This window comes from Streptomyces sp. NPDC013187, from assembly GCF_042899705.1.
GTDB classification, from domain to species: Bacteria; Actinomycetota; Actinomycetes; order Streptomycetales; family Streptomycetaceae; genus Streptomyces; species Streptomyces hawaiiensis_A.
Map to the genome: position 1 here is coordinate 309709 of NZ_JBIBAF010000005.1, position 23599 is coordinate 333307.

At 72.2% G+C, this 23599-nt stretch carries 18 protein-coding genes; 10 read left to right on the plus strand and 8 right to left on the minus strand.

The window, feature by feature from the left end:
* Positions 1-6 precede the first annotated feature (6 nt).
* From ACFY5B_RS12675 to ACFY5B_RS12690, 4 genes are all read right to left on the minus strand, one after another.
* Entirely contained in the window at positions 7-1518 is a 1512-nt protein-coding gene (locus tag ACFY5B_RS12675) for an alpha-N-arabinofuranosidase (RefSeq protein WP_389968221.1), read from the minus strand.
* Positions 1519-1614: 96 nt separating this feature from the next.
* Complete coding sequence (locus ACFY5B_RS12680) at positions 1615-2448, minus strand: carbohydrate ABC transporter permease (RefSeq protein WP_389968223.1); 834 nt, start codon at positions 2446-2448, stop codon at positions 1615-1617.
* Positions 2445-3413 (minus strand): carbohydrate ABC transporter permease, encoded by a 969-nt coding sequence (locus tag ACFY5B_RS12685; protein ID WP_389968225.1) that lies wholly within the window; start codon positions 3411-3413, stop codon positions 2445-2447. The genes ACFY5B_RS12680 and ACFY5B_RS12685 overlap by 4 nt, the downstream gene beginning before the upstream one ends.
* Positions 3410-4768 carry an extracellular solute-binding protein gene (locus ACFY5B_RS12690; RefSeq protein ID WP_389968227.1) on the minus strand — a complete coding sequence of 453 codons (1359 nt, stop codon included), beginning with the start codon at positions 4766-4768 and terminating at the stop codon, positions 3410-3412. Before ACFY5B_RS12690 ends, ACFY5B_RS12685 begins: the two co-directional genes overlap by 4 nt.
* Positions 4769-5017: 249 nt before the next feature.
* On the opposite strand from ACFY5B_RS12690, the gene ACFY5B_RS12695 reads away from it, so the two are divergent.
* The 3 genes from ACFY5B_RS12695 (at position 5018) to ACFY5B_RS12705 (ending at position 8510) form a co-directional block, all read left to right on the plus strand.
* Positions 5018-5629 (plus strand): toxin-antitoxin system, toxin component family protein, encoded by a 612-nt coding sequence (locus tag ACFY5B_RS12695; RefSeq protein WP_389968229.1) that lies wholly within the window; start codon positions 5018-5020, stop codon positions 5627-5629.
* Entirely contained in the window at positions 5626-6855 is a 1230-nt protein-coding gene (locus ACFY5B_RS12700) for a DUF6545 domain-containing protein (RefSeq protein ID WP_389968231.1), read from the plus strand. The genes ACFY5B_RS12695 and ACFY5B_RS12700 overlap by 4 nt, the downstream gene beginning before the upstream one ends.
* A gap of 254 nt (positions 6856-7109) precedes the next feature.
* Positions 7110-8510 carry an NAD(P)/FAD-dependent oxidoreductase gene (locus tag ACFY5B_RS12705; protein ID WP_389968233.1) on the plus strand — a complete coding sequence of 467 codons (1401 nt, stop codon included), beginning with the start codon at positions 7110-7112 and terminating at the stop codon, positions 8508-8510.
* 178 nt (positions 8511-8688) lie between these two features.
* Here ACFY5B_RS12705 and ACFY5B_RS12710 read toward each other — a convergent pair whose 3' ends face one another.
* Positions 8689-9537: an SMP-30/gluconolactonase/LRE family protein gene (locus tag ACFY5B_RS12710; protein WP_389968235.1), complete on the minus strand. Its 849-nt coding sequence runs from the start codon at positions 9535-9537 to the stop codon at positions 8689-8691.
* Positions 9534-10307, minus strand: a complete 774-nt coding sequence (locus tag ACFY5B_RS12715; protein ID WP_389968237.1) for an IclR family transcriptional regulator — start codon at positions 10305-10307, stop codon at positions 9534-9536. Before ACFY5B_RS12715 ends, ACFY5B_RS12710 begins: the two co-directional genes overlap by 4 nt.
* 238 nt (positions 10308-10545) lie before the next feature.
* On the opposite strand from ACFY5B_RS12715, the gene ACFY5B_RS12720 reads away from it, so the two are divergent.
* The gene (locus ACFY5B_RS12720) at positions 10546-12567 is read left to right on the plus strand and encodes a TerD family protein (protein ID WP_389968509.1); all 2022 of its coding nucleotides are present in this window, start codon (positions 10546-10548) and stop codon (positions 12565-12567) included.
* A gap of 41 nt (positions 12568-12608) precedes the next feature.
* Here ACFY5B_RS12720 and ACFY5B_RS12725 read toward each other — a convergent pair whose 3' ends face one another.
* A complete protein-coding gene (locus ACFY5B_RS12725) occupies positions 12609-13853 on the minus strand; it encodes a PucR family transcriptional regulator (protein WP_389968239.1) in 1245 nt (414 codons plus the stop codon).
* A 3-nt stretch (positions 13854-13856) separates the two neighbouring features.
* Positions 13857-14009, minus strand: coding sequence for a hypothetical protein (locus ACFY5B_RS12730; protein ID WP_010042314.1), 153 nt, complete (start codon positions 14007-14009; stop codon positions 13857-13859).
* A 214-nt stretch (positions 14010-14223) separates the two neighbouring features.
* Between ACFY5B_RS12730 and ACFY5B_RS12735 the strand changes: the two genes are divergently transcribed.
* The 6 genes from ACFY5B_RS12735 to ACFY5B_RS12760 all read left to right on the plus strand — a co-directional run bounded on the left by ACFY5B_RS12735 (position 14224) and on the right by ACFY5B_RS12760 (position 23586).
* The gene (locus tag ACFY5B_RS12735) at positions 14224-15219 is read left to right on the plus strand and encodes a DUF3068 domain-containing protein (protein ID WP_389968241.1); all 996 of its coding nucleotides are present in this window, start codon (positions 14224-14226) and stop codon (positions 15217-15219) included.
* A gap of 217 nt (positions 15220-15436) precedes the next feature.
* On the plus strand, positions 15437-16627 hold the full coding sequence (locus ACFY5B_RS12740; protein WP_389968243.1) for a glycosyltransferase family 4 protein: 1191 nt from the start codon (positions 15437-15439) through the stop codon (positions 16625-16627).
* The gene (locus ACFY5B_RS12745) at positions 16624-17427 is read left to right on the plus strand and encodes a class I SAM-dependent methyltransferase (protein ID WP_389968245.1); all 804 of its coding nucleotides are present in this window, start codon (positions 16624-16626) and stop codon (positions 17425-17427) included. Before ACFY5B_RS12740 ends, ACFY5B_RS12745 begins: the two co-directional genes overlap by 4 nt.
* Positions 17424-21599, plus strand: coding sequence for an alpha-(1->3)-arabinofuranosyltransferase family protein (locus tag ACFY5B_RS12750; protein WP_389968247.1), 4176 nt, complete (start codon positions 17424-17426; stop codon positions 21597-21599). Before ACFY5B_RS12745 ends, ACFY5B_RS12750 begins: the two co-directional genes overlap by 4 nt.
* Positions 21596-22843, plus strand: coding sequence for a condensation protein (locus tag ACFY5B_RS12755; protein WP_389968248.1), 1248 nt, complete (start codon positions 21596-21598; stop codon positions 22841-22843). Before ACFY5B_RS12750 ends, ACFY5B_RS12755 begins: the two co-directional genes overlap by 4 nt.
* Entirely contained in the window at positions 22840-23586 is a 747-nt protein-coding gene (locus ACFY5B_RS12760) for a class I SAM-dependent methyltransferase (RefSeq protein WP_389968250.1), read from the plus strand. Before ACFY5B_RS12755 ends, ACFY5B_RS12760 begins: the two co-directional genes overlap by 4 nt.
* Positions 23587-23599 lie beyond the last annotated feature (13 nt).

The following is a 23599-nucleotide window of genomic DNA, read 5'->3' on the forward strand; positions in this document are numbered from 1 at the left end:
AGCCTGTCACGCCAGCCGGATGATGTTCCAGGACAGCGGCTCCAGGACGGCGCTGAGCGTGCCGTCTTTCAGGGCCGTGCCGTCGACCGGGTGGGGGGCGACCCGGTCGGGGTCGTCGAGGGTGTTGCGGGCGTCGGGGTCGGCGTCCGCGAGGGCGCTGTGCTCGACGACCCGCGTCAGGTCGAGGCCGCTCAGGGCGACTTCGAGGGGCAAGGCGTCGGTGCGGCTGCGGTTGACGGCGAAGACGGTGACGGTGCCGTCCTCGGCGCGCACGGCGGTGGCGTGCAGCAGATCGGTCTCGCCGTACTTCTTCGTCTCGTACGTCGGGGAGTCCACACGGACGTCCAGGACCCGGCCGCGGCCGTACCGGGACGCCTGCGCGAACGGGAAGAACGTGGTCTGGCGCCAGGCTGGGCCGCCGGGCTCGGTCATGATCGGCGCGATGACGTTGACGAGCTGGGCGAGGCAGGCGACCGTGACGCGGTCGGCGTGCCGGAGCAGGGCGATGAGGAGCGAGCCGAAGACGACCGCGTCCAGCACGCTGTAGTTGTCCTCCAGGAGGCGGGGGGCCTCGGCCCAGTCCCGCGCACCGGAGTTCTCGATCTCGTGCCACTCCGAGATGTACCAGACGTTCCACTCGTCGAAGGAGAGGTTGATCTTCTTCTTCGACTTCAGTTTCGCGCCGATGTGGTCGGCGGTGGCGACCACGTTCTCGATGAAGGACTCCATGTCGACGGCGGAGGCCAGGAAGGAGTCGAGGTCGCCGTCCTCGGGCTGGTAGTAGGCGTGCAGGGAGATGTGGTCGACGAGGTCGTAGGTCTCCTCCAGGACCGTCGCCTCCCACGCGGCGAAGGTCGGCATGGACTGGCTGGAGGAGCCGCAGGCGACGAGTTCGACGCCGGGGTCCATCTGGCGCATGGCCCGGGCCGTCTCGGCGGCGAGACGGCCGTACTCCTCGGCCGTCTTGTGGCCGGTCTGCCAGGGGCCGTCCATCTCGTTGCCGAGGCACCAGAGGTTGATGCCGAAGGGGTCCTTGTCGCCGTGCGCGGCACGGAGGTCGGACAGGGCCGTGCCGGCGGGGTGGTTGGCGTACTCCTGGAGTTCGAGGGCCTCGGCGACACCCCGGGTGCCGAGATTGAGGGCCATCATGGGCTCGGCCTGGGGGCCGATCTTCTTCAGGAAGGCGATGTACTCGGAGAGGCCGAAGCGGTTGGTCTCGGTGGAGCGCCAGGCGAGGTCGAGGCGGCGGGGGCGGTCCTCGACCGGGCCGACCGAGTCCTCCCACTTGTAGCCGGAGACGAAGTTGCCGCCGGGGTAGCGGATGGCGGTGACGCCGAGTTCCTTGACGAGGTCCAGGACGTCCTGGCGGAGGCCGGCTTCGTCGGCTGTGGGGTGGTCGGGTTCGAAGATGCCGGTGTAGACGCAGCGGCCCAGGTGTTCCACGAAGCTGCCGAAGAGGCGAGGGTTGACCTCGCCGACCGTGAATGCGGGGTCGAGGGTGAAGCGGGCCTTTTGCATGTTCGCCTTTCGGGGTGGGTGGTTCGTCTTTCGTGGGCGGCTGCGGGTGCGTGGGGGCTGGCCGCGCAGTTCCCCGCGCCCCTGGAGGGCGATCGTCTACTGGCCCGCCAGACCGGTATGGGCGACACCCGCCACGATCTGCCTCTGGAAGAAGACGAAGACGATGATCAGCGGCAGGCCCGCCATCAGGCCGCCGGCCATGAGCTGGGCCCATTGGATCCCGTAGGAGTTCATCACGGTGGCGATGCCGTTCGGCATGGTCATCAGGTCGGGGTTGTTGGTCACCATGTACGGCCAGAGGAAGTTGTTCCACGAGGCGATGAAGGTGAAGATGCCGACCGCCGCCAGGGAGGGGCGGGACAGCGGGAGGACGATGGTGAAGAAGACGCGCCAGCGGCCGGCGCCGTCGATGAAGGCGGCCTCCTCCAGTTCACGCGGGATGCCCTGGAAGAACTTGTAGAGGATGTAGACCATCGCGGCGGGCGCGCACTGCGGCAGGATCATGCCCCAGTAGGTGTCGACCATGCCCATCTGCTGGACGGTGGTGAAGAGCGGCACGCCGAGGACGGCGGGCGAGATCATCAGGCCCGCCATGACCAGGCCCATCAGGACGCCCTTGCCGCGGAACTCGGTGCGGGCGAAGCCGTAGCCGGCCAGGGCGCTCACCAGCAGGACGACGGACGTCACGCAGACCGAGACGACCAGGGAGTTCACGAACCAGTTGGTGATGTTGCCGGAGTCGAACAGGGCCTGCCAGGCCTGGCCGGTCCAGTCCTCGGGGAGCCAGCGCGGCGGGACCTGCACAGCCTCGGTCTCGGACTTGAGCGAGGTGAACAGGCCCCAGGCGAAGGGGGCCAGGAAGACGGCCGCCACGGCCGTACCGAGGAGGGTGAGCAGGATCTGGCCGGGCGTCCACGCCTTGGTGGTCATCGGGCGCTCTCCTCACGGTTGCGCAGCAGCCACATCCGGGCGAGGGCGACGGCCGCGATGATCACGAAGAAGATGACGGAGATCGCGGAGGCGTAGCCCACGCGGTAGCTGGTGAAGCCCTCTTCGAGGGTGAACTGCACGAAGGTGCGGGTCGATTCCTCGGGGCCGGGGCCGAAGTCCATCATCACCACGGCCTGGTCGAAGACCTGGAGCGAGGCGAGGATCTGCAGGGCGATGACGAGGCCGGTGATGTTGCGGAGCATCGGCAGGGTGATGTGGACCGTGCGGTGCCAGGCGTTCGCCCCGTCCAGCCTGGCGGCCTCGTAGAGGTGGCCCGGGATGCCCTGGAGCGCGGCGAGGTAGAGCAGGAAGCTGAAGCCGACCGTCCACCACAGGGTCGTGATGACGATGGCGAGCATGGCGTACGACGTGTCGGTCAGCCAGGGCGTGTCGAGGCCGAAGACGTGGTTGACCATGCCGGTGCCGGGGTTGAACAGCCACTGCCAGAGGTTGCCCGCGACGGTGGACGGCAGCAGGAAGGGGGCGAAGAAGCACAGCCGCCACAGCCATGTGGCGCGTTCGATGTGGTGCGCCAGCATCGCGAGGAGGAAGGCGAGGACGGTGATGCACGGCACGACCAGGAGCGTGAAGTACGCGCTGTGGCCGAGGGAGTCCCACATCAGGGGGTCCTGGAGGGCCTCGCGGTAGTTGTCGAGGCCGACGAAGCTCGCGCCCTCGCCCGTGATGTTGGCGTCCGTGAAGCTGAGGTAGACGCCCCTCAGGAGCGGCCAGATCACGAACAGGGCGAAGAGGAGCAGGAACGGGGCCACGAACCAGCCGCCGTGCTGGAAGCCCTGACCGCGGCGCAGGGTGGCGCTCGCGGCGGCGGTCTTCGCGCGTGCGGGTGCGGGGGCGGCGATGGCCCGGGCGATGGTGTGCGCGCCGGTCTGGGGGCTGGTCGTCATGCGGCCGCGCCTCCTTCCGCGGCGGTCATGCCGTCCATGGGGTTCTTCATGGCCAGCAGCTGGGTGAGTGCGCCCTTCATGCGGCGGGCGGCGTTCTCGGGCGGGGTGGAGCCCATCGTCGAGGCGGCGACGATCGGGCCGACGCGCTGGGCGAGGATGCCGGTGGAGCCCGCGAACCACACCTTCGGCTCGGTGGCCTGGTGGTTCATGGCGGAGACGTATTCGCTCTGCGGGTCCAGCTTCTGGTACGCCGCCGTGGACAGCGTGGGCGTGTACGCGGGGATGTGGCCGCCGGCCGCCCACTGCCGGGAGTGGGTGACGACGTAGGCGGCGAGCCGGTGGGCGGCCTCGTCGGTGGCGCCGCCGCGGTCGGACTGGTGCGGCAGGACGAAGGCGTGCGACTCGGCGTGCGTGGCCTGCTCGCCGAAGACGGGCGGCAGCGGGGTCGCGCCGTAGTCGAGCTTCGCGCCGGAGTAGACCGGGACCGACCAGTTGCCCTCCCAGACGAAGGGGGAGCCGTTGAGGAACTGTTCGGCGCCTGCGGGGCCCGAGAAGCCCGGGTCGGCGTAGCCGTCGGTGAGGTGCCGGCGCAGGAACGTGAGGACCTGGGCGGCCTTGTCGGTGTCGAAGGTGACCTCGGTGTTCCCGGCGTTGAACCAGGTGCCGCCGAGCTGGGTGTAGAAGGCGACGAAGAACCACCACTGGAAGTTCTGGTCGTTGGCCCACAGGCCGATGGTCTGGAGTCCCTTCTTCGTGGCCCGCTTGGCCTCCTTGAGGACGTCGAACCACTCGTCGGCGGAGGTGACCGGCACGATCCGGCCGTCGGTGCCCAGCAGCCCGGCCTTCTTGAGCACGTCCTTCCGGTAGAAGCAGAGCTGGACGTGGACGTCGAGCGGGAGGGCGTAGAGCTTGCCGTCCACGACGGCGCGCTTCCACAGGGCGGGGTTGAAGTCCTCCTGGCGGACGCCGTACTTGGCCAGCAGGCCGACGTCCCAGGGGTCGAGGAGACGGCCGGGCGAGAAGCCGGTGACGCGGCCCAGGTGCATGACGCCGAGGTCGGGGGCGCGGTTGCCCGCGGCCGCCATGGCGAGCTTGGTGTAGAAGGGGTTGCCCCACTGGAGGGTGGAGTCCTTGACGGCGATGTCCGGGTTGGCCTGGCGGAAGGCGTCCAGCATCGCGATCATGTTGGAGCCGTCGCCGCCGCTGAAGAGGTTCCAGTAACGCACGCGCGGGTGTGCGCCGGCGGCGAGTGCGTCGGCTCCGGTGCCGAGCGCGGCGAAGCCGAAGCCGCCGGCGACGAGGAGTCCGCCGAGCCCGCCGAGAAGCTGCCTGCGATTCAGGTCAGGTCGTCCCATGCCCTGCCCTTACGGTCGATGACGGAGATGCGTTCGGTATTTCGGATGACGCTCGTCACTTCGAACGGGACCGTAAATTCGAAGCGCTTGCGCGTCAATGGTCCGGCCAGACTTCGGTCGGGACTTTTCCGGACAGGAACGGTCGTTCCTCATGGAACATCGGACGTCGGATCGCATGACGCGCACACTTTCGGGCGCGTAGTCTCGGACGCGCCGGCAGGCCTCGGCCGGCGCCGAGAAGGGGGAGCGATGGACATCGCGGGCGCGCGAGTCAGGGCCGCCCGAGTCACCGCCGCGCTCAGGCGCTCACGCAGTGGCTCAGCCATGCGCGGCCTGGCCGCCGAACTCGCCACCGCGGTCCGCAAGAGACCCCAGCGCCCCACCGACGTACGGTCGCTGTGCCGGGCGCTGTGCGAGGAGATGAGCGCGCGGCGCGGCGGACGGCCCGTGGAGCTGCGGTTCGAGCGGTTTCCCGACGAGATAGAAGTGACCGGCCTGTGGGTGGAGTTCCAGGACTTCGACCTCGTCATCGTGGAGGAGCGGGCCGAGGCCGTGCAGCAGCTGGTCATCCTCGGGCACGAGCTGTGGCATCTGCACGCGGGGCACGTGCATCACCACGGGGCGGGTGCGGCGGCGGCCCACGCGTTCGCCGACCGGCCGGGGTGGGAGGACGTCGCGCTGGCGGTGGCCGCCCGCCACGGCTCCCGGGAACGGGACGAGGCCGAGGCCGATGCCTTCGGGCACCGGCTGGCGGCGGGGTGCCGGGCGCTGCTGCCGGGCGGGCGCGACCCGGACGTACCCCTCGAACCCGTACAGCGGTCGCTGTACTACCGGGGGCCGCGAGGAGGTGCGGCACCATGACGACGATGGCGCTGACCCCGGCCGAGTTCGTCAACCAGTTCTATCCGAACTTCTGGTGGATCCCCGCGGGGGTCCTGGCCGCCGCCCTGGCCATCAAGCTGCCGAGCATCATCCGGCTCTGGAAGGATCCGATGCTGCGCGCGGTCGGCGGGCTGCTGCTGCTCGCCTGCGCGGTGTTCGTCTTCGTGGCGCCGTCGACGATCGCCCGGGTCAACCGGCTCACCGGGGTGGCGAACTTCTCCGGCCCCTGGGTGTACTCGCTGCTCACCGCGTTCTGCGCCTTCTGCCTGCTGCTGATCATCTCCTGGCGCAACGGTCTCTCGGACCGCTCGGACCGCACGCGGCGCGCGATGCGCGGGGTCGTGGCGGTCTACTCGGGTGTGATCGTCGCGATGTGGGTGCTGTTCGCTCTCGCGGACGTGCCGGTGGAGCGGCTGCGGGACCTCGACACGTACTACGCGAACACCCCGTACATGCGCGAGGTGATCGTGCTGTACCTGCTCGCGCACACCGTGGCCGCGCTGGTCACCAACGGGCTGATCTGGAACTGGGTCCGCACGGACGGGCTCGACTCGCTGCTGCGCTGGGGGCTGAAGTTCCTCGGCGTGGGCTACGCGGCGCAGTTGCTCTTCGACGCGGCCAAGATCAGCGCAGTGGCGGCCCGTTGGGCCGGGCGGGACGTGGACTGGCTGAGCACGGCCGTCGCGCCGCCGCTCGCCTGCCTGTCCGCCGTGCTCATCGCGGTCGGCTTCATCCTTCCGCACGCCGGACAGTATCTGCACGGCCGCTGGCACGTCCGGCTCGCGCACCACGAACTGCGGCCGCTGTACCTGCTGATGAGGACGGTCAACGGCGAGGGGGTGCCGTTCCTGCTGCGTGCGACGCCGGAACTGCGCCTGGTCCGCCGGGAGACGTTCATCCGCGACGTGCTGCTGCCGCTCGCCCGGCACATCGACGAGGACCGGCGCGAACGGTTCCACGACGCCGCCCTCGCCCTCGGCCACCCGCCCGACCGGGCGAAGGCACTCGCCGCCACCGCGGCGATCCTGGACGCGGCCGACGCCAGGAGCCGGGCACGGGAGGACGACGGCACCGGTGCCCGCGACACCACGGACCTGCTGCGCGAGATCGGCGCCGTGTCCCGGGCCCTGCGCCGCACGGAGGACCTCCGGGCGATCCGCGCCTTGGCGCGTGACCACACGGACGGCAGGTCGCTCACCGGCTGACGACGGCCCGGGCGGCTCCCGGCGCGCTCGGGGGTCGCGGCCGGTTCCTCGCCGGGCCGGGTGCGCGGACGAGACCCCGCACGAAAGGCCGCGGGCACGGAACGTGAAGGTACGGTGAGAGCCGTCCGGAACGAGGCCCGCATGGCTCGAAACCGCTGTCTCCGCATGGGTGTTGTGCGGCGCACGGCTGTGCCCGGGCGTCGGGGAATGCCCTCAGGGCAAAGGAGCCTTCATGGCTGAGTGCGAGGAGTCGCATGTCGCGTAGAGCTGTCGTCATCGGTGCGGGTCTGGCCGGCATGCTGGCCGCGGCGGCCCTGTCCGCCGTAGCGGACGAGGTGGTCGTGCTCGACCGCGACGATCTGCCCGAGGGGCCGGAGCACCGCAAGGGCCTGCCGCAGGGACGTCACGCGCATCTCCTCATGGCCGGCGGTCTGGCCTCCATAAAGGACCTGGTGCCGGGTGTGAGCATGCGCAAGCATCTGCTCGCCGCCGGGGCGCACGAGATTCCGCTCGGCTCGGGCATGGTGGCCCTCACCCCCGAGGGCTGGTTGCGGCGCTGGCGTCACTCCGGACCGCACATGCTGACCTGTACCCGGGCCCTGCTCGACTGGGCGGTGCGGGGCGCCGTGCTGGACAGCACCGGGGTGGTGGTCCGCAAGGCGCGGGTGCTGGAGCTGACGGGGTCACGGCACTGTGTGACCGGGGTCCGTCTCTCGACCGCCGCCGGGGAGGAGGAACTCGCCGCGGACTTCGTGATCGACGCGAGCGGACGCGGGTCGCGGATCGTGACCTGGCTGGCGGGGCTGGGCGTCGACGACGTGCGCGAGAAGACGGTGGACGCCGGCCTGGTGAACGCCACCCGTCTCTACCGCACGCCCGAGGGGGCCGGGCGTTTCCCGCTGACCATGGTGCAGGCCGATCCGTATCGGGGGCGGCCCGGCCGCAGCGGCATGGTGCTGCCGATCGAGGGCGACCGCTGGATGGTCAGCCTGGCCGGCACACGGGGCGGCGGCGAACCGCCGTCCGACCCGGACGCGTTCCTCCGGTACACCCTGGACCTGCCCGACCCCATCGTGGGCCGGCTGATATCCGGCGCGGAACCGCTCACCGATGTCCATGTCAGCCGCAGCACCAGCAATCACCGCCGGTACCTGGAGAAGGTCCGCTCCTGGCCCGACCGCCTCGTCGTCCTCGGTGACGCGCTGGCCACGTTCAACCCCGCCTACGGCCAGGGCATGTCGGTGGCCGCGCTGGGCGCCGGGGAGCTGGATCGGGAGCTGCGGCGGTCCGGCCTCGGCGAGCCCGGGCTCGCCCGGCGGGTGCAGCGGCGGGTGGCCAGGCCGGTGGAGGCCGCGTGGACGATGGCGGTGAGTCAGGACGTCTGGTACCCCGGGACGCGTGGCGGCTCGCCCGGGATCGCCGACCGTCTGGTCACCGCCTACACCCGTCGCATGATCCGCACGGCGACCGGTTCGTACACGGCGGCGTCGGCGCTCTGGGACGTGATGAGCATGACGACGGGGCCGGCGCGGCTGCTGCGGCCCTCGACGGTCCTGGCGACGCTGAGCGGGCCGCCGTTGCCGGCGGCGGTGGGGGCGCCGCTGACGGAGGACGAGCGGGCGGTCCTGCGGCGGCTGGACCGGACGGGACGTTGAGGGCGGTGGCGCCCCCACCGCCGTAGGAGTGGGCGGCGAGCACGACGGGCTCCTCGCCGGCCTCGATGGCGGCCCGGCCGGGTACCGCGGCCCCGTCGGCGTCCTCGCGTGCGGGCGGCACAGGGGCCGTCCGGCCCCTGTGCCGCCCGTCCGCTGCTCGCCGCTGTGACTTCCCTCGTCAGCCGGCGAACGCGGGCTGCGCCAGTCCCTTGCCCGCCCCCGGCACCACGAACAGGGATCCGGCCAGCGCGGGAGGCTCGGTCAGGCCCACCCGGGCCGTCGTCACGTACAGGTCGGTCAGCCCGTCCCCGCCGAACGCACAGGCCGTCACCAGCGGCACCGGCAGCTCGATCACCCGGTCCAGCTCACCGTCGGGCGTGTACCGCCGCACCGCCGAGCCCTGCCACAGGGCGACCCACACGCACCCCTCGGCGTCCACCGTCAGCCCGTCCGGGAAGCCCGCGCTCTCCTCGATCTCGGCGAAGGTTCGCCGCCCGGAGATCCGCCCGTCCGCGTGGTCGAAGACGTCGAGGCGCCGGGTCGGTGAGTCGACGTAGTACATGAGCCGCCCGTCGGGGCTCCACCCCGTGCCGTTGCTGACGGCCACGTCGTCGAGCACGACCTCGGCCGTGCCGTCCCCGGTGACGCGGGACAGCGTGCCGCCTCCGGGCGCCTCGTCGTAGCGCATCGTGCCCGCCCACAGCGCGCCGTCGGGCGCGACGGCGGCGTCGTTGGCGCGGCGGCCGGGGACCGGCTCGTGGTGGAGCCAGCGGAAGGTGCCGTCGGGGTCGAGGAGGCCGACCCCGTCGCGCAGGTTCAGCACCAGTCCGCCGCCGGCGCGCGGCTTGACGGCGCCGATGTGCTGTTCCGTGCGGCGCAGGGTGCGGCGCCCGGTGACGGGGTCGTAGGTGTGCAGGCGGGAGCCCAGGATGTCGATCCACAGCAGCCGGCCGGTCACCGCGTCCCAGGTGGGGCCCTCGCCGAGTTCGGCCTCGGCGCGCACCGCGACCTCGTACGGCGCCGTCACGCCACGCTCCGGTGGCCGAGGTGCTCGGACAGCTCGGCGGCGCCCTTGACGGCGAGCTGCTCCAGCTCCGCCCGGCGCTCCTCGCTCCAGCGGATCATGGGCACGGAGATCGACAGGGCGGCGACGACCTGTCCGGTGCGGTCGCGGACCGGCGCGGCCACGCAGGACACGTCCGGGTTGGACTCGCGGTTCTCCACGGCGAGGCCCCGCTCACGGATCTCGGCCAGGGCCTCGCGCAGGGCGGCCGGGTCGGTGATGCTGTTGGGGGTCATCGCGACCAGCTCGGCGCTGTCGGGGATGCGCGCGGTGAGCTCCGGCTCCGGAAGGGAGGCCAGCAGCATCTTGCCGACGGAGGTGCAGTGGGCGGGCAGCCTGCGCCCGGCGGCCGACACCATCCGCACGGCGTGCGTGGAGTCGACCTTGGCGATGTAGATGACGTCCGTGTCCTCCAGGATCGCCACGTGCACGGTCTCGTCGCAGGTCTCGGCGACGGACCGGGCGACCTGCTGCCCCTCGGCCGCGAGGTCGAGCTGCTCGGAGTAGCGGGCACCGAGCTGGTACGGGCGCACGCCGAGCCGGTAGCGTCCGGGCTGGCCGGGCACCGGAACGATGTACTTCCGGGCGGCGAGCGTGGTCACCAGCTCGTGCACGGTGGTGCGCGGCAGCTGGAGCCGGCGCACGATGTCGGGGGCGGAGAGCGTCCCGTCCCCGTCGAGAAAGAGCTCGAGAATGTCGAGAGCCCGGGTCACGGCTGGTACGAGGCGTCCCACGACCGGCCCCCTCCCTATATGTCTCAGGCGCCTGTGTTCCGGATCCCGGTGTTCGAGATATCAACAGGCGATCGGCATGACGAACACAGGCTAGCCATAGAGGTATGTCCGGGCAATGGCGGAGCCCCGGGCGCGGAAACTCACGAGCACCCCACGTGCACGTTGTGTGCACATTAAAGTGCTGGATGTGCGGCACGTCACACACGTGTCGCAGGGTGGGGGGATTTCTGTGCGCGACATGACCATGGGCTCGAACGTGTCCTTGACGGCCCTGAGCGAGAACGTCGGCTCCGCGATCGTGAGTCTGGGCTGGTCGAGCCCGACCGGGGAGGGCGACGCCGACGTGTCCGTCCTGCTCCTGAACGGCGACGGCAAGGTACGCAGCGACGCCGACTTCTACTTCTACAACAACCCGGTGGCCGCCGACTGCAGCGTGCAGCTGCTCGGCAAGGAGCCGACCGGGGACGGCAGTGAGGACCGGATCAGCTTCGACCTCACCGCGGTTCCGGCCGAGGTGGAGCGGATCGTCGTCGCCGCGAGCCGCTATGAGGGGGCGCGCTTCGGCGAACTGGACGACCTGCAGGTGACGCTGGCCGACGCGGGCGGTGAGAGCCTCCTCCGGTTCGTCATCGAGGACGCCGGCCAGGTGAGCGCGATCATCTTCGGTGAGCTGTACCGGCGGGGCGCGGAGTGGAAGTTCCGGGCCGTCGGTCAGGGCTACGAAAGCGGACTTGCGGGGCTGGCGACGGACTTCGGCGTCGACATCGAGGACGACGAGGCGGACCCGGCGACGGAGGCGGCCGAGGAACCCGCCGCCGGCGCCGCCGGAGCTCCACCGGCGGTGACACGGGAGGCGACACTCCAGGCCGTTCCGGCACCGCGCCCACCGGCCGAGGAGGCGGCCGCGCCGAAGAAGCGGACAGCCCGGCCCCGGACCGCGAAGAAGAAGGTCACGCCACCCGGGCCGCCCGCCAGGAGCCTCGCGGAGAACGAGTCCTGGAGGCAGGCTCGCCTGTTTCCGGTGTCAGCGCTGAAGAACGACCGGGACCGGGAGACGCGGGCCACGTCGGTGCTGCTGTCGGTGATGGCCCAGGTGCCCCGGTTCGGCAGACGCATCACCGCTCCCTTCGGCGCTCCTTCCGGCCGGATGGAGACGTTCACCGAAGTCTCCCTGCCGCACGGCGACACGCCCCGGCGCCCGGACGGGGTGATCCGCGTCGAGCGCGCCGGCAAGTTGTGGACGGCGCTCGTCGAGACCAAGACCAACGGCAACCCCCTGAAGTCCGACCAGGTACAGGCCTACATGGACATCGCGGCCCGGCGTGGCTACGAGGCCGTGATCACCCTGTCGAACGACGTCGCGCTGGAGGGCAGCCCGCTGGTCGACGTGAAGATCGACCGGCGCCGCAAGCACCAGGTGGCCCTCTGGCACCTCTCGTGGGCCGAAGTGGCCCACCAGGCCCAGATGCTCATCCGGCACGAGGGCGTAGGCAACGCGGCGCGCACCTGGTTGCTCCAGGATCTGCTGCACTACCTCCAGCACGACAACTCCGGCTGTCACGGTTTCCAGAACATGGGCGCGGCCTGGGTCCCCGTACGCAACGGGATCAGCGACGAGACCCTCTGTCAGGGCGATCCGCGCGCCCTGGAGGTCGTGGAGAGCTGGGAGCGGCTCATCCGGCAGGTGTGCCTGCGGCTCGGGGGCGAGCTCGGGCAGAAGGTACTGCCCGCCCAGCGCACCCGGCGGGGTACCGATCCCGGGGCCCGCCGCGCACGCCTGGCCGACCAGTTGTGCGCGGAAGGCCGGCTCCAGGCGGAGTTGCGTGTCGAGGGCGCGCCCGGCCTGCTCACCATCAGCGCCGATCTGCGGACCGCGAAGCTGCGCACGTCGGTGGAGATCCCGGCACCCGAGCAGGGCTACCCCCTCACCTGGGCCAAGCGTCTGGTCCGCCGCCTCGCCGAGGCACCGGCGGACCTGCACGTGGAGACCCTGGTGGAGGGCGAGACGGGCGGCCCGCGGGGCACGCTGGAGCGGCTGCGTCCAGAACCCGCGGACCTGCTCCCGAAGGACGGCTCGACCCGCATCACCGGATTCCGTCTGTCTCTCTTCAAAGGCATGGGGAGTGGCCGCGGCAGCGCCGAGTCCGGCTTCATCCGCAGCGTCGACGACGCCGTGCACCGCTTCTACACCTCCGTGGTGGTGCACCTGGACGCTCCGGCTTCCGGGCGCTCCGCGGGGAAGGAGCGGGCCACGGTGTGACGCCGGGGCGGCGGTGGTCGTCGCCGGGTGAGCCGGCCGGCTCACCGCCGTCCCCGCTTCGCCCCCAGCTCCCCCCTCAACCTCTGCGCCCGCAGCACCAGTTCCAGTTCGAAGCGGCGGTCGGGGTCGTCGATCTCGTCGCCCCACAGTTCGCGGATCTGGCGCAGACGGTAGCGGACCGTCTGCGGGTGGACGCCGAGGCGGGTGGCGACCTCGGGGGCGCCGCCGCGGGTCTCCAGCCAGGCCAGGAGGGTTTCGGCGAGTCGGCGGCCGTGCGTGGGGCCGCAGTGGGTGAGTGGGGCCAGGCACCTCAGGGCCAGGTCGTCGATGAGTTCCTCGGGCTGGAGGAGGACCAGGGCCTCGGTGTGCTCGGTGCAGTAGAGGACCTCGCCGGAGGGCAGGAGGTCCCGTTCCATCAGGCGGACCGCGGCCTCCGCCCAGCGCAGGGACTTCGCCGCGTCGGTGAGCGGGACCGGTGGGCCGATCGCGCCGGACCAGCCGGCCAGGGCCCGGTGCAGGAGCTCGGGGCGGCCCGCCGCGTCCGGCTCGGGCACGACCATGCGGGGCTGCTCGTACTCCATGTCGAGCAGGACGCCCTGGCCGACCGCGGGGGCCATCGCCTCGCGGGCCGGGCGGAGCAGGACGCCGACCGCGACCTTGGCCGGTAAGGGCCAGCCGATGCGGGCGGCGCGTTCGGTCAGGGCCTCGGCGGGGTCGCCGCGGTGGTGCTCGGCGAGGAGGAGCTCCATGAGACGGCGTTGCAGGCGCAGGCGTTCACCGGCCTGGCGGGCGGCGGCCTCGGCGTAGCCGCGTACGGACTGGTCGACCAGGCCGTCCAGGTACTCGTAGCCCGCGTCGACGAGTTCGTACATCGCCGGGGGCGGGATCTCCACGCGCTGGCCGATGTCGGCGAAGCGGCGCCAGGCCAGCCGTACGCCCATGCGGTAGATGGCCTGGAGGGAGTCGAGGGAGCGGCCGTCTCTGCCCTCCCCGCGGCCGAAGTCCTGGAACACCCCGGGCGGGACGGTCGGGCGTCCCTCCGAGTGCTCCAGGTGCTGCACGAAGACCTCGATGGCCCGGCGGATTCCGACCAGCGCCATCGGCTCGCCGGAGTCGTCGAGGACGACGGGCAGGTGCGGGTACTCGCGCTGGATCTCGCGGAGGATCTCCTCGGCGAGTGCGGGCGCCTCGGCCATGGCGATGGCGGCGAACCGGCGCACCTGGAAGCGCGGTACGTCGTGCCAGGCGGAGCGCGTCGTGACGGTTGCGGTGCGGGCGGCCGTCATCCGTCAGCTCCCCTGACCGGCCTGCTCGTAGGTGATCAAGGGCGTGTTCGGCTGGTCGGGTGTGGCTTCGAGCAGCGCGACCACGCCCAGCGCGGCGCCCACGGCGAGGGCGGCGGCGAGCGCGACGGTCAGCGCGGCAGCGAGCAGTCTGGACATCGCAGGGTCAGCCTCTCTGTCCGGATTCGTCCGGATATGGTCCGGAGGTTGCCCCACCCCGGCACCCCGTCCCTGCCTGTCGCGCCCAGTCTCGACAAGCATTGACACCCCGTCAAGAGCGGCCTACGGTTCCCGGCCCAGCCGCACGCGCGCATCCCGCCGCCGTGCCGGCCCTCTCGTACGTCGAGCCGTCCCAAGCCACTGGAGTGCCCGGATGCGCCGTACAACCTCTCCCTTTTCCCTGGTCCTGCTGGGTCTCGGCACGTTCCTGCTGGTGCTGGCGCCGCTGCTCGCCTGGTACGTGCAACCGCGTGCCGCGGTCAACCCGATCGACATCGACACCACCGCCGTCTACACCGGCCGGGGCAGCGTCTTCGACACCGACCGGATCGAGACGGTGCCCGACCGGAAGATCACCGTGACCCAGCGGGTGCGGGGCAACGTCGAGGACAGCGAACGCAGCGGCAACGCCGTCTGGGACGTGACGACCACGGTCGACACCGACAAGTCCCTGCCGGCCGCCGATCCGCACGACGCTCTGAACTTCGTGCCGCACCGCTGGGTGATGGACCGCGAGACCACGCGGCCCGTGCACTGCTGCGGGGAGAAGCCCTACATCGAGGGCGAGGCGTATCTGAAGTTCCCCTTCGACGTGCAGAAACGCTCCTACCAGTGGTGGGACAACACGCTCGGCGACACGGTCGTGCTGCGCTACCGGGGCACCGCGAAGATCCAGGGCTACACCGGCTACCGGTTCACCGGCTCCGTGCCGCCGACGAGGACCGGCACGCGCATGGTGCCCGGCAGCCTCGTCGACCAGCCGAACCGGCCGCAGGTGCAGGCCGAGGAGTGGTACTCCAACCACGGCTTCGAGCTGGTCGTGGACCAGGCGACGGGCCGCGTGATCTACGCGCAGACCGGCCCGCGGCAGACGCTGCGGGCGCCGGGCGGGAAGAAGGACGCGGCGGTGCTGCTGGACAGCCGGAAGGTCTCGTTCACCACCGGGACGCAGAAGGAAGCGGTCCGGCAGGCCAAGCGGGACAGCGGGCAGCTGCGACTGGTGGGCACCACGCTGCCGATCGGGGCCGCTGCGGCCGGCTTCGTGCTCGCCGTGGTGGGTGGCGTTCTCGTGGCGCGTGGGCGGAAGGAGCCGGAGAACCCCGTTCCGGCAGAAAGGTCCGATACGCCCCAGCCCACCCTCACGATGTGATGTGACGTCAGCTCCAACAAAGCCCGAAATTGTCACGTCGGTGAGTAGCCGTGGCGAACGTCCGGGCGAAAACTGTCCAACCCCACCCGAGCACATCCCGTCCACACTCCCCTCCCAGGAAGAGCTCAGGCTCCGCGCAGACCGACCCCCTGTGACGACCACACCCCCCACGTTTCCCCACGCTGAGTTCCGCACCCCGACACGAGTTGGAGCACCCATGCCCCAGCACGTACCGTCCCGGCTGCGTGCCGCGCTCCCCAGTGCGTCGCAGCACCTTCCGGCGCTCCCCCCACATCCGCGCCGGATCGTTTTTCTCGCCCATCGTGATCTGGACAACCCCTCAGCCGGCGGCTCCGAGCTGCTGGTCGACAGACTCGCCGACGGCCTGACCCGGCTGGGTCACCAGGTGACCCTGCTGTGCGGAGGGCCGGCCTCCCCCAAGCTCTCGGCTTCGCTCGAGCAGGGAGGTGCCCCCCTCCGCGACTACCGCGTCGTCTCCGCGGGCGGCCCCTACGGCCACTATCTGCGGGCCCGGTCGGCCTTCACCCGGCACGTCGGCGACTGTGACCTGCTGGTCGAGGTGTGCAACGGCATGCCCTACCTGGCGCCGCTGTGGCACCGCGGGCCGACGCTGACCCTGGTCAACCACGTCCACACGGACCTGTGGCCCATGCGTTTCGGCGGGCCGCTGGCCCCGGCGGCACGGATCGGCCGAAGACTCGAACACTGGGCGCTGACCGGGGCGCAACAGCGGAGTCTGCTCGTCGCCGTGTCCTCCTCGACCGCGCACGCGCTGCGGGCGATCGGCGTCGAACGGGACCGGATCCGGGTCGTGCACAACGGAGTCGAGGAGCCGGGGCCCAGGGCCGAGCGTTCGCCGGAGCCGTTGTTCGTCGCCGTCGGGCGGCTCGTCGAGTACAAGAGGATCGATCTGCTGCTGCGGCTGTGGGAGCGGGTACGGCCGGTGACCGGCGGACGGCTGGTGATCATCGGGGACGGGCCCGAGCGGGGCCGTCTGGAGCAACTGGCCGGACCTGGCGTCGAGTTCACCGGGTACGTACCCGAAGCCGAGAAGCACCGGCTGCTGTGTGCGGCCTGGTTGCTGCTGCACCCGTCCGCGGTGGAGGGGTGGGGGCTGGTCGTGACGGAGGCCGCGGCCCGCGAGACGCCTGCCGTCGCCTTCGACGTGCCGGGGCTCAAGGACTCCGTGGTCGACGGTGAGACCGGTGTCCTCGCGCAGGGCGAGTCCTCCTTCGCCGCGGCATGGTGCGCGCTGGCTCTCTCCGGGCGGCGGCGGGAGTTGATGGGGAAGGCGGCGCGGGAGCGGGCCGCACAGTTCCGGTGGGACCGGACGGTGCGCCAGTTCCGGGCGGTGGCCGCCGAGGCGGTGAGGGACTGGGGGCCGTGAGGCGGCTTACGGCCCGTCGTGGCTGGTCACGCGCACGCGGCGGAGCCGCACATGGTGCAGCCCCGCGCCCCTATGACCACGACCCTTCCCTTCGAAGATCTGTTGCCCTGTTCCGTGCCTTCCTCCACGAGCAGGACGATCCCGAGGCCTGCTACTCGCTGCTCGCCCGCGACGCCGTCGACCAGGTCGAGTCCTACGACGGTCCCGTCGCCGGGCGTACCGTCCTCGATGTCGGTGGCGGCAGCGGGTACTTCACCGAGGAGTTCCGGCGCCGCGGGGCGAACGCGTTCCTCTTCGAGCCCGACCCGGCCGAACTCGGCGGGAAGCCCCCCGACTCGGCCGTCGTCGCCGACGGGTACCTGCTGCCCGTGCGGGACGGCGTCGCCGACGTCACCTTCTCCTCCAACGTGCTGGAGCACGTGGCCGATCCGGAGACGTTCCTCAGCGAGCTGGCCCGGGTGACGCGGCCGGGCGGGCTGATCTACGTGTCGTTCACCAACTGGCTGTCGCCGTGGGGCGGGCACGAGTGGGCCCCGTGGCACTGGTTCGGCGCCGAGCGGGCCCGGGCCCGCTACCTGCGGCGGACGGGTAGGCCCGCCAAGCACACGCTCGGCGAGAACCTGTTCGCGGTGCACATCGGCTCCACCCTGCGGCAGGTGCGCGCCCGCGACGACGTCACGATCGTCTCGGCGCGCTCCCGCTACTGGCCGTTCCTCGCGGAGACCGTCGTCAAGGCGCCCGGCATCCGCGAGTTCGCCACCTGGAACCTCCTTCTCATTCTGCGGCGGTGTCCTTCATGACAACCACGGTCCAGGCTCCTCCCCCGGCAGCCGTCCCCACCACCGCGACCACCGCGGGCCCGCCCGACGGCCCGCGGTCGCGGCGCTGGCTGCTGGGTTTCTGGGCCGTGGTGTTCGTGTTGTTCCTCGCGGTGCGGCCGGGGCGGCAGACCTTCGACACCAAGCTCGGTGTCACGGTCGATCCGGGGCAGTTCCTCGCCGATCTGGGCCAGTTGTGGCACGACCGGGCCGGGTTCGGCGGGATCCAGGACCAGTACGTCGGCTATCTGTGGCCGATGCTGCCGTTCTACTGGCTGTGCGACCTCGTACGGCTGCCGGTGTGGCTGGCGGAGCGGCTGTGGCTGTCGCTGATCGTGTCCGTCGCCTTCTGGGGGGCGCTGCGGCTGGCGGAGCGGCTGCGGGTGGGCAGCGGGGCGTCCCGGCTGCTGGGGGCCGTGGCCTATGCGCTGTGGCCGGTGTTCACCACGGTCATCGGATCGACGTCGGCCGCCGCGCTGCCCGGGGCGTTCCTGCCGTGGGTGCTGCTGCCGCTGGCGAACGAGCGGTACGCCGCCCGGGTCGCGGCCCTGCGGTCGGCGCTGCTCGTGCCGTTCATGGGCGGGGTGAACGCGTCGGCGACCCTGGCCTCGCTGCTGCCGGTCGGGCTGTACCTGTTGTCCCGGCCGCCCGGGCCGCGGCAGCGCAAGCTGATCGCCTGGTGGGCACCCGCCGTGATCGTGGTGACGGCCTGGTGGTGGGTGCCGTTGCTGCTGCTCGGCGTCTACGGCGAGAACTTCCTCCCCTATATAGAGACCGCGCGGACGACGACGGACACCATGGCGGCGACCGAGGCGCTGCGCGGTGCCGGGAACTGGGTCGCCTATCTGCACCTCGGTGAGGCGTGGCTGCCGGCCGGCTGGGCCGTGGCCTCCTCCGTCCTCGTCATCGTGTGCTCGGCGCTCGCCGCCGGACTCGGGCTCGCCGGACTCGCGCGGCGGGACATGCCCGAGCGGCGGTGGCTGGTGCTGACGGTGGTCGTGGCCGTGCTGGTGCTGCTCGCCGGGTACGGCGGGGCGTTCGGGGCGCCGTTCCACGGGGTCGTGCAGGGCTGGCTGGACGGGTGGCTGTCGCCGTTCCGGAACATCTACAAGTTCCAGACCGGTGTGGCGCTGGCGCTCGCACTGGGACTGGCCCATCTGGTGGGGGTGGCCGCCGAGCCGCACGGGGCCCGGCGGGTGCGCGGGCGGCGCTTCGCCCCGCTGGTCGCGGCCGTGCTGATCCTGCCCGGACTGCTGTGGCCGTACCTCAACGGTTCGATCCTGAACCCGGGTTCGTTCCAGAAGCTCCCCACGTACTGGCAGGCCACGGCCGACTGGCTGGAGAAGTACTCGCCCGACTCACGTGCCCTGGTCGTGCCGGCGACCGCGCACGGCCTCTACACCTGGGGCTCCCCCGTCGACCAGCCGCTCGACGTGCTCGCCGAGTCGCGGTGGGCGCAGCGGGACTACGTGCCCTTCGGCACCCCCGGCAACCGGCGCGCGATGGACGCCGTCGAGCAGGCGCTGATGTCCGGGGCCGAAGTCCCGGGACTGGCCGACTACTTGAGCCGGGCCGGGCTGTACTACGTCGTCGTACGCAATGACCTCGACCCCGACCAGGTCGGTTACGTGCCCACCACGACCGTCAAGCGCACCCTGGAGCAGTCGGGGTACGAGCGGGTGACGGGACTCGGGCCGGTGATGACCGGCGGCCGGATCGCGCAGGACGCGCCGCTCCAGGTCGAGGGACTGTACCCGCGGCAGCGGGCCGTGGAGGTCTACCGGCCGACGGGTGCGGACGTGGTCCGGCCGGGGCAGGCCGGGCTCGCCCCGGTCGCCGACACGGCCGTGGTGTCCGGCGGGCCGGAGGCGCTGCTGCCGCTGGCGGAGCGGCTGCGCGGGCGGGCGACCGTCCTGACCGGCGACAACCATCCGGGGCTCGGCACCCCGGCCGTGCAGGTGCTGGGTGACGGGCTGCGGCGGGCGGACACCCGGTTCGGGCTGGTCAACGCCGGTACGTCGTACACGTACACGCGCGACGAGCGCAACGCGCCCGACGCCCTGCAGGACCCGGGTGAGAAGCCGCGGCAGATCCTGCCCGCCGAGGGCACGGACCATCAGACGGTGGCCGAACTGCGCGGCGCCCGCTCGGTGTCGGCTTCCTCGTACGGCAACTGGCTCTTCCACCTCCCGCAGTACGACCCGGTGAACGCCTTCGACGGCAACCCGGACACCGCGTGGGCGGAGGGTGCGCCGGACACGCCGGACGGTCAGTGGCTGCGCATCGGTTTCACGGGCTCCTACGACATGCCGTCGTCCTTCAAGGTCACGCCGCTGCCGCAGGGCAGCGTGCGGGCGGCGGCGACGAAGGTGCGGGTGGAGACCGAGAAGGGCGAGAAGACCAGTTTCCTCCAGTCGAACGGCAAGACGCAGCGGATCAAGGCGCCCGAGGGCGCGACGGGTTGGATGAAGCTGACGATCGTGGACTCCGTGGCGCGCCGGGCCGGTCTGACCGGCGCGGGCTTCTCCGAGATCGACCTGCCGGACGTGCAGGTGACCCGGCTGCTGCGGCTCCCGGTGGACGCCGAGGACGCCACGTCGGCCGCGACCGTCGTCTCCCTGCACCGCGCCGCGGACCCGACGGGTCTGTCCGCGGCCGGCACCGAGGCGGGTCTGCACCGCCGCTTCACGACCCCGGCGGCCGGGACGTACGAGGTGAAGGCGAGCGCGGTGCCCGTGCCGGGCACGGAACTCGACGAGCTGCTCTACGAGGTCGCGCCCGAGCAGCAGGCCCGGATCGTCGCCACCGCCGACTCCACGGCGAGCCTCGGCGCGGGCCTCGCGGCACGCAACCTCACCGACGGCGACCTCACGACGGCGTGGATCGCGGGCGACCGGGCGACGATCCACCTGCGCTGGGAGGGCAAGCAGCCGGTCGGCGAACTGGTCCTGGCCCCCGCGGGCGGTCTGTCCGCCCGCGCGACCGAGGTGCACATCAGCTCCCCGGACGGCGCGGCGATCGCCGGTGCCGACAAGAACGGCTGGGTGCGCTTCCCGCCGATCACCACCGACCGGCTCGACATCACCATCACCGAGACGGCCCCGCTGACGCTGCACAACCCGGTCGCCGACGAGGACCTGCGCCTCCCGGTGGGCCTCACGGAGGCGTACGTCCCGTCCCTCGACCAGTACCGCACCCCGCAGCCGGACGGCACCCGGAAGTTCTCCCTGCCCTGCGGCAAGGGCCCGGTGGTGGCGCTGGACGGCGAGCTGTACGAGACCGGCGCGAAGGGGACCGTGCGGGACCTGGTCGAGCGGCGGGGTGTGGAGGTGACGCTCTGCCAGGAGGGCCGTGACGGCACCGAGGTGCGGCTGGACGCCGGTGAGCACCGCCTGGAGGGCGGCGACTCGGGCCCGCTCGCGCTCACGGACGTGACCCTGACCCGCGGCACGGTCCCGGAGGCCGCGGCTGCCGGGCGTGACCTGCGGATCCGGGACTGGCTGGGCGACCGGCGCGCGGTGACGGTCGGCTCGGGCGCGGCCTCGTACCTCACCACGTACGAGAACTACAACGACGGCTGGCGGGCCACGCTGAACGGCAAGGAGCTGACCCCGGTGCGGCTGGACGGCTGGCAGCAGGGCTGGCGGGTCCCGGCCGGGGCGGGCGGCGAGGTCACGCTGTCGTACGAGCCGGCCACGACGTACGACGCCGCCCTGATCGGCAGCGGCGCCGGCATCGCGGTCCTGCTGGGCCTGGCGCTGTGGCGCCGCCGCGCCCCCAACCCCGACGCCCCGCAGCCGGCCCCGCCGCTGCCCGGGCTGTGGCTGGGCACGGTGGCGCTGACACTGGTCGGGGTGGTGATCGCGGGCTGGTTCGCCCTGCTGGTTCCGGCCCTGGCACTGCTCGCCGCGCGGCGGCACGCCCTGCTGGTGCCGATCGCTTTCGCCGCCCTGGCGGGAGCCGGGATCGTCGCGGCCTTCGGCGCCGGGGAACCCGTGGGCGCGGGCGAGGGGGCGTTCGGGCACCTGGCCCAACTGCTGGCGCTGATCGGCCTGTTCGCGGGACTGGTCAGCCTGCGCGAAGGGCCGCCGCCCGCGGAGGAGCCGACGCGGGAACTGCCGAGGACGGACGCCGGGGAGGGCAAAACCGTATGACGGCACCGGTACGCATCCCGTTCCCGGTGGTGGACGAGGTGTCCCGGCACTGCCTCCAGGAGGCGGAACCGGAGACGGTCCACATCGAGGTGCACCTCCCGGGCCCCCTCGACCAGGGGCGTCTGCGCAAGGCGTTCCTGGAGGCCCTGCATCGGCATCCGCGGATCCTGATGCGGGAGGCGCGGGGGCCCTGGTACCGGCGGCGGTACGAGTGGGAGCTGACGCCGGAGCCCGACGTGGAGGTGGTGACCTTCGTCCCTCCTGGCCCGCGAGCCCTGCCGGACGCCAGGACCCGGGCCCTCACGCACGCGCCTCCCCTGTCGATGTCCCCGCCGATCCGGCTGGACGTGGTGGACTCGGTCCTGCTGCTCACCATCAACCACACCGCCCTGGACGGCCCGGCCTGCCTCCGTGTCCTGGCCACGGCCGCCGAGCTGTACGGGGGCCGGGACAACTCCCCGGCGGCGCCCCCGACGCGCCCCGCCGAACCCCGGCGGGAAGTCCCGGACACGCCGGGCGGCTGGTCGCCCCCCGCGCGGGTGGCGCACGGCAGGCCCGAGCCCTCTCCCGGCAACGGCGTGCTCGTCACCGAGCTGCCCCTCCCGCACCGCCCCAAGGGCTCCCCGTACACCGTCAACGACCAGCTCATGGTGACCACGGCCCTGACCATCGCCCACTGGAACAGGGAGCACGGTGCCCGCCCCCGCCCCCTGCGCATCACGATGCCGGTGGACGACCGGCCCCGCGACACCTCGATGCCCATCGGCAACGGCACCCGCCTGGTGGAAGTCCCGTTCGCGCCGCGGGAACTGGACGTCACCGACATGCCGGCCCTGCTGCGCCGCACCGCGGAGCGCACCCGCGCCCTCAAATCCCTCCCCCGCCCCCAACTCGGCCACGGAGCCGCCCTGCTGACCGCGCCCTGGGCGCCCGTCGCGGCCCGGGCGGCCCTCACCCGCAGCCTGCGCAGGGCCGCAGCGCCCTGGACGTCGACGACCCTGCTCAGCAACATCGGCCGGATCCCGTACCCGCTGGACTTCGGGGAGGAGGCGGGCCGGGCGCACGCGGTCTGGTTCTCCGCCCCGGCCCGGATGCCGCGCGGCCTGACCGTGACCACCGCCTCCACGGCCGGCCGGCTGCATCTGGCCCTGCGCTGGTCGAAGGCGCTGCTCAGCAGCGGTGACGGCGCCCACCTCCGCGACCTCTTCGAGCACTATCTGCACACCACGGAGGTGACCCCGTGACGGCACCGACCACGACCGGCGCCCCGCCCCGCGACCTGCGCGACTTCTACGAGAACCCCGCCGTGCCGGTCGCCTCCGGCACCCCGCGCAGCCTCCGCCAGGCCCGCATGCTGGCCCGGGCCCTGAGCGGCCCGGCGACGTCGGGCCCCCGGACGATCATCGACATCGGCTGCGGGGACGGCACCGCCGCCGCCACCGCCGCCCCGCTCCTGCCCGGTCACCGCGTCATCGGCGTCGACTGGTCCCAGGACGCCCTGCGCCGCGCCCGCACCCGCATCCCGTACGCGGTGCGCGGCGAACTCACGGGCGGCGGACTGCCGTTCGCGTCCGGCTCGGCCGACGCGGTGCTGTTCAGCGAGGTCGTCGAGCACCTCGTCGATCCGGACGCGGCCCTCGACGAGATCCGCCGGATCCTGCGCCCCGGCGGGCATCTGATGCTGTCCACGCCGAACCTGGCCGCCTGGTACAACCGCGGCCTGCTGCTGGCCGGGGTGCAGCCCGTGTTCTCGGAGGTGAGCCTGCGCGGCATCCACGGCCGCCCGGGCAAGGAGGTCGTGGGGCATCTGCGGCTGTACACCGCCCGCGCGCTCAAGGAGTTCGTCGCCGCGTCCGGATTCACGGTCGAACGGCTCGAAGGGGCTCCCTTCCACGGCGTGCCGCGCCCGCTGCGCCCGCTGGACCGGCTGGCCTGCGCCCGGCCGCAGCTCGCGTCGATCCTGCTGCTGCACGCCAGGAGGACGTGACCCATGTGGTGGG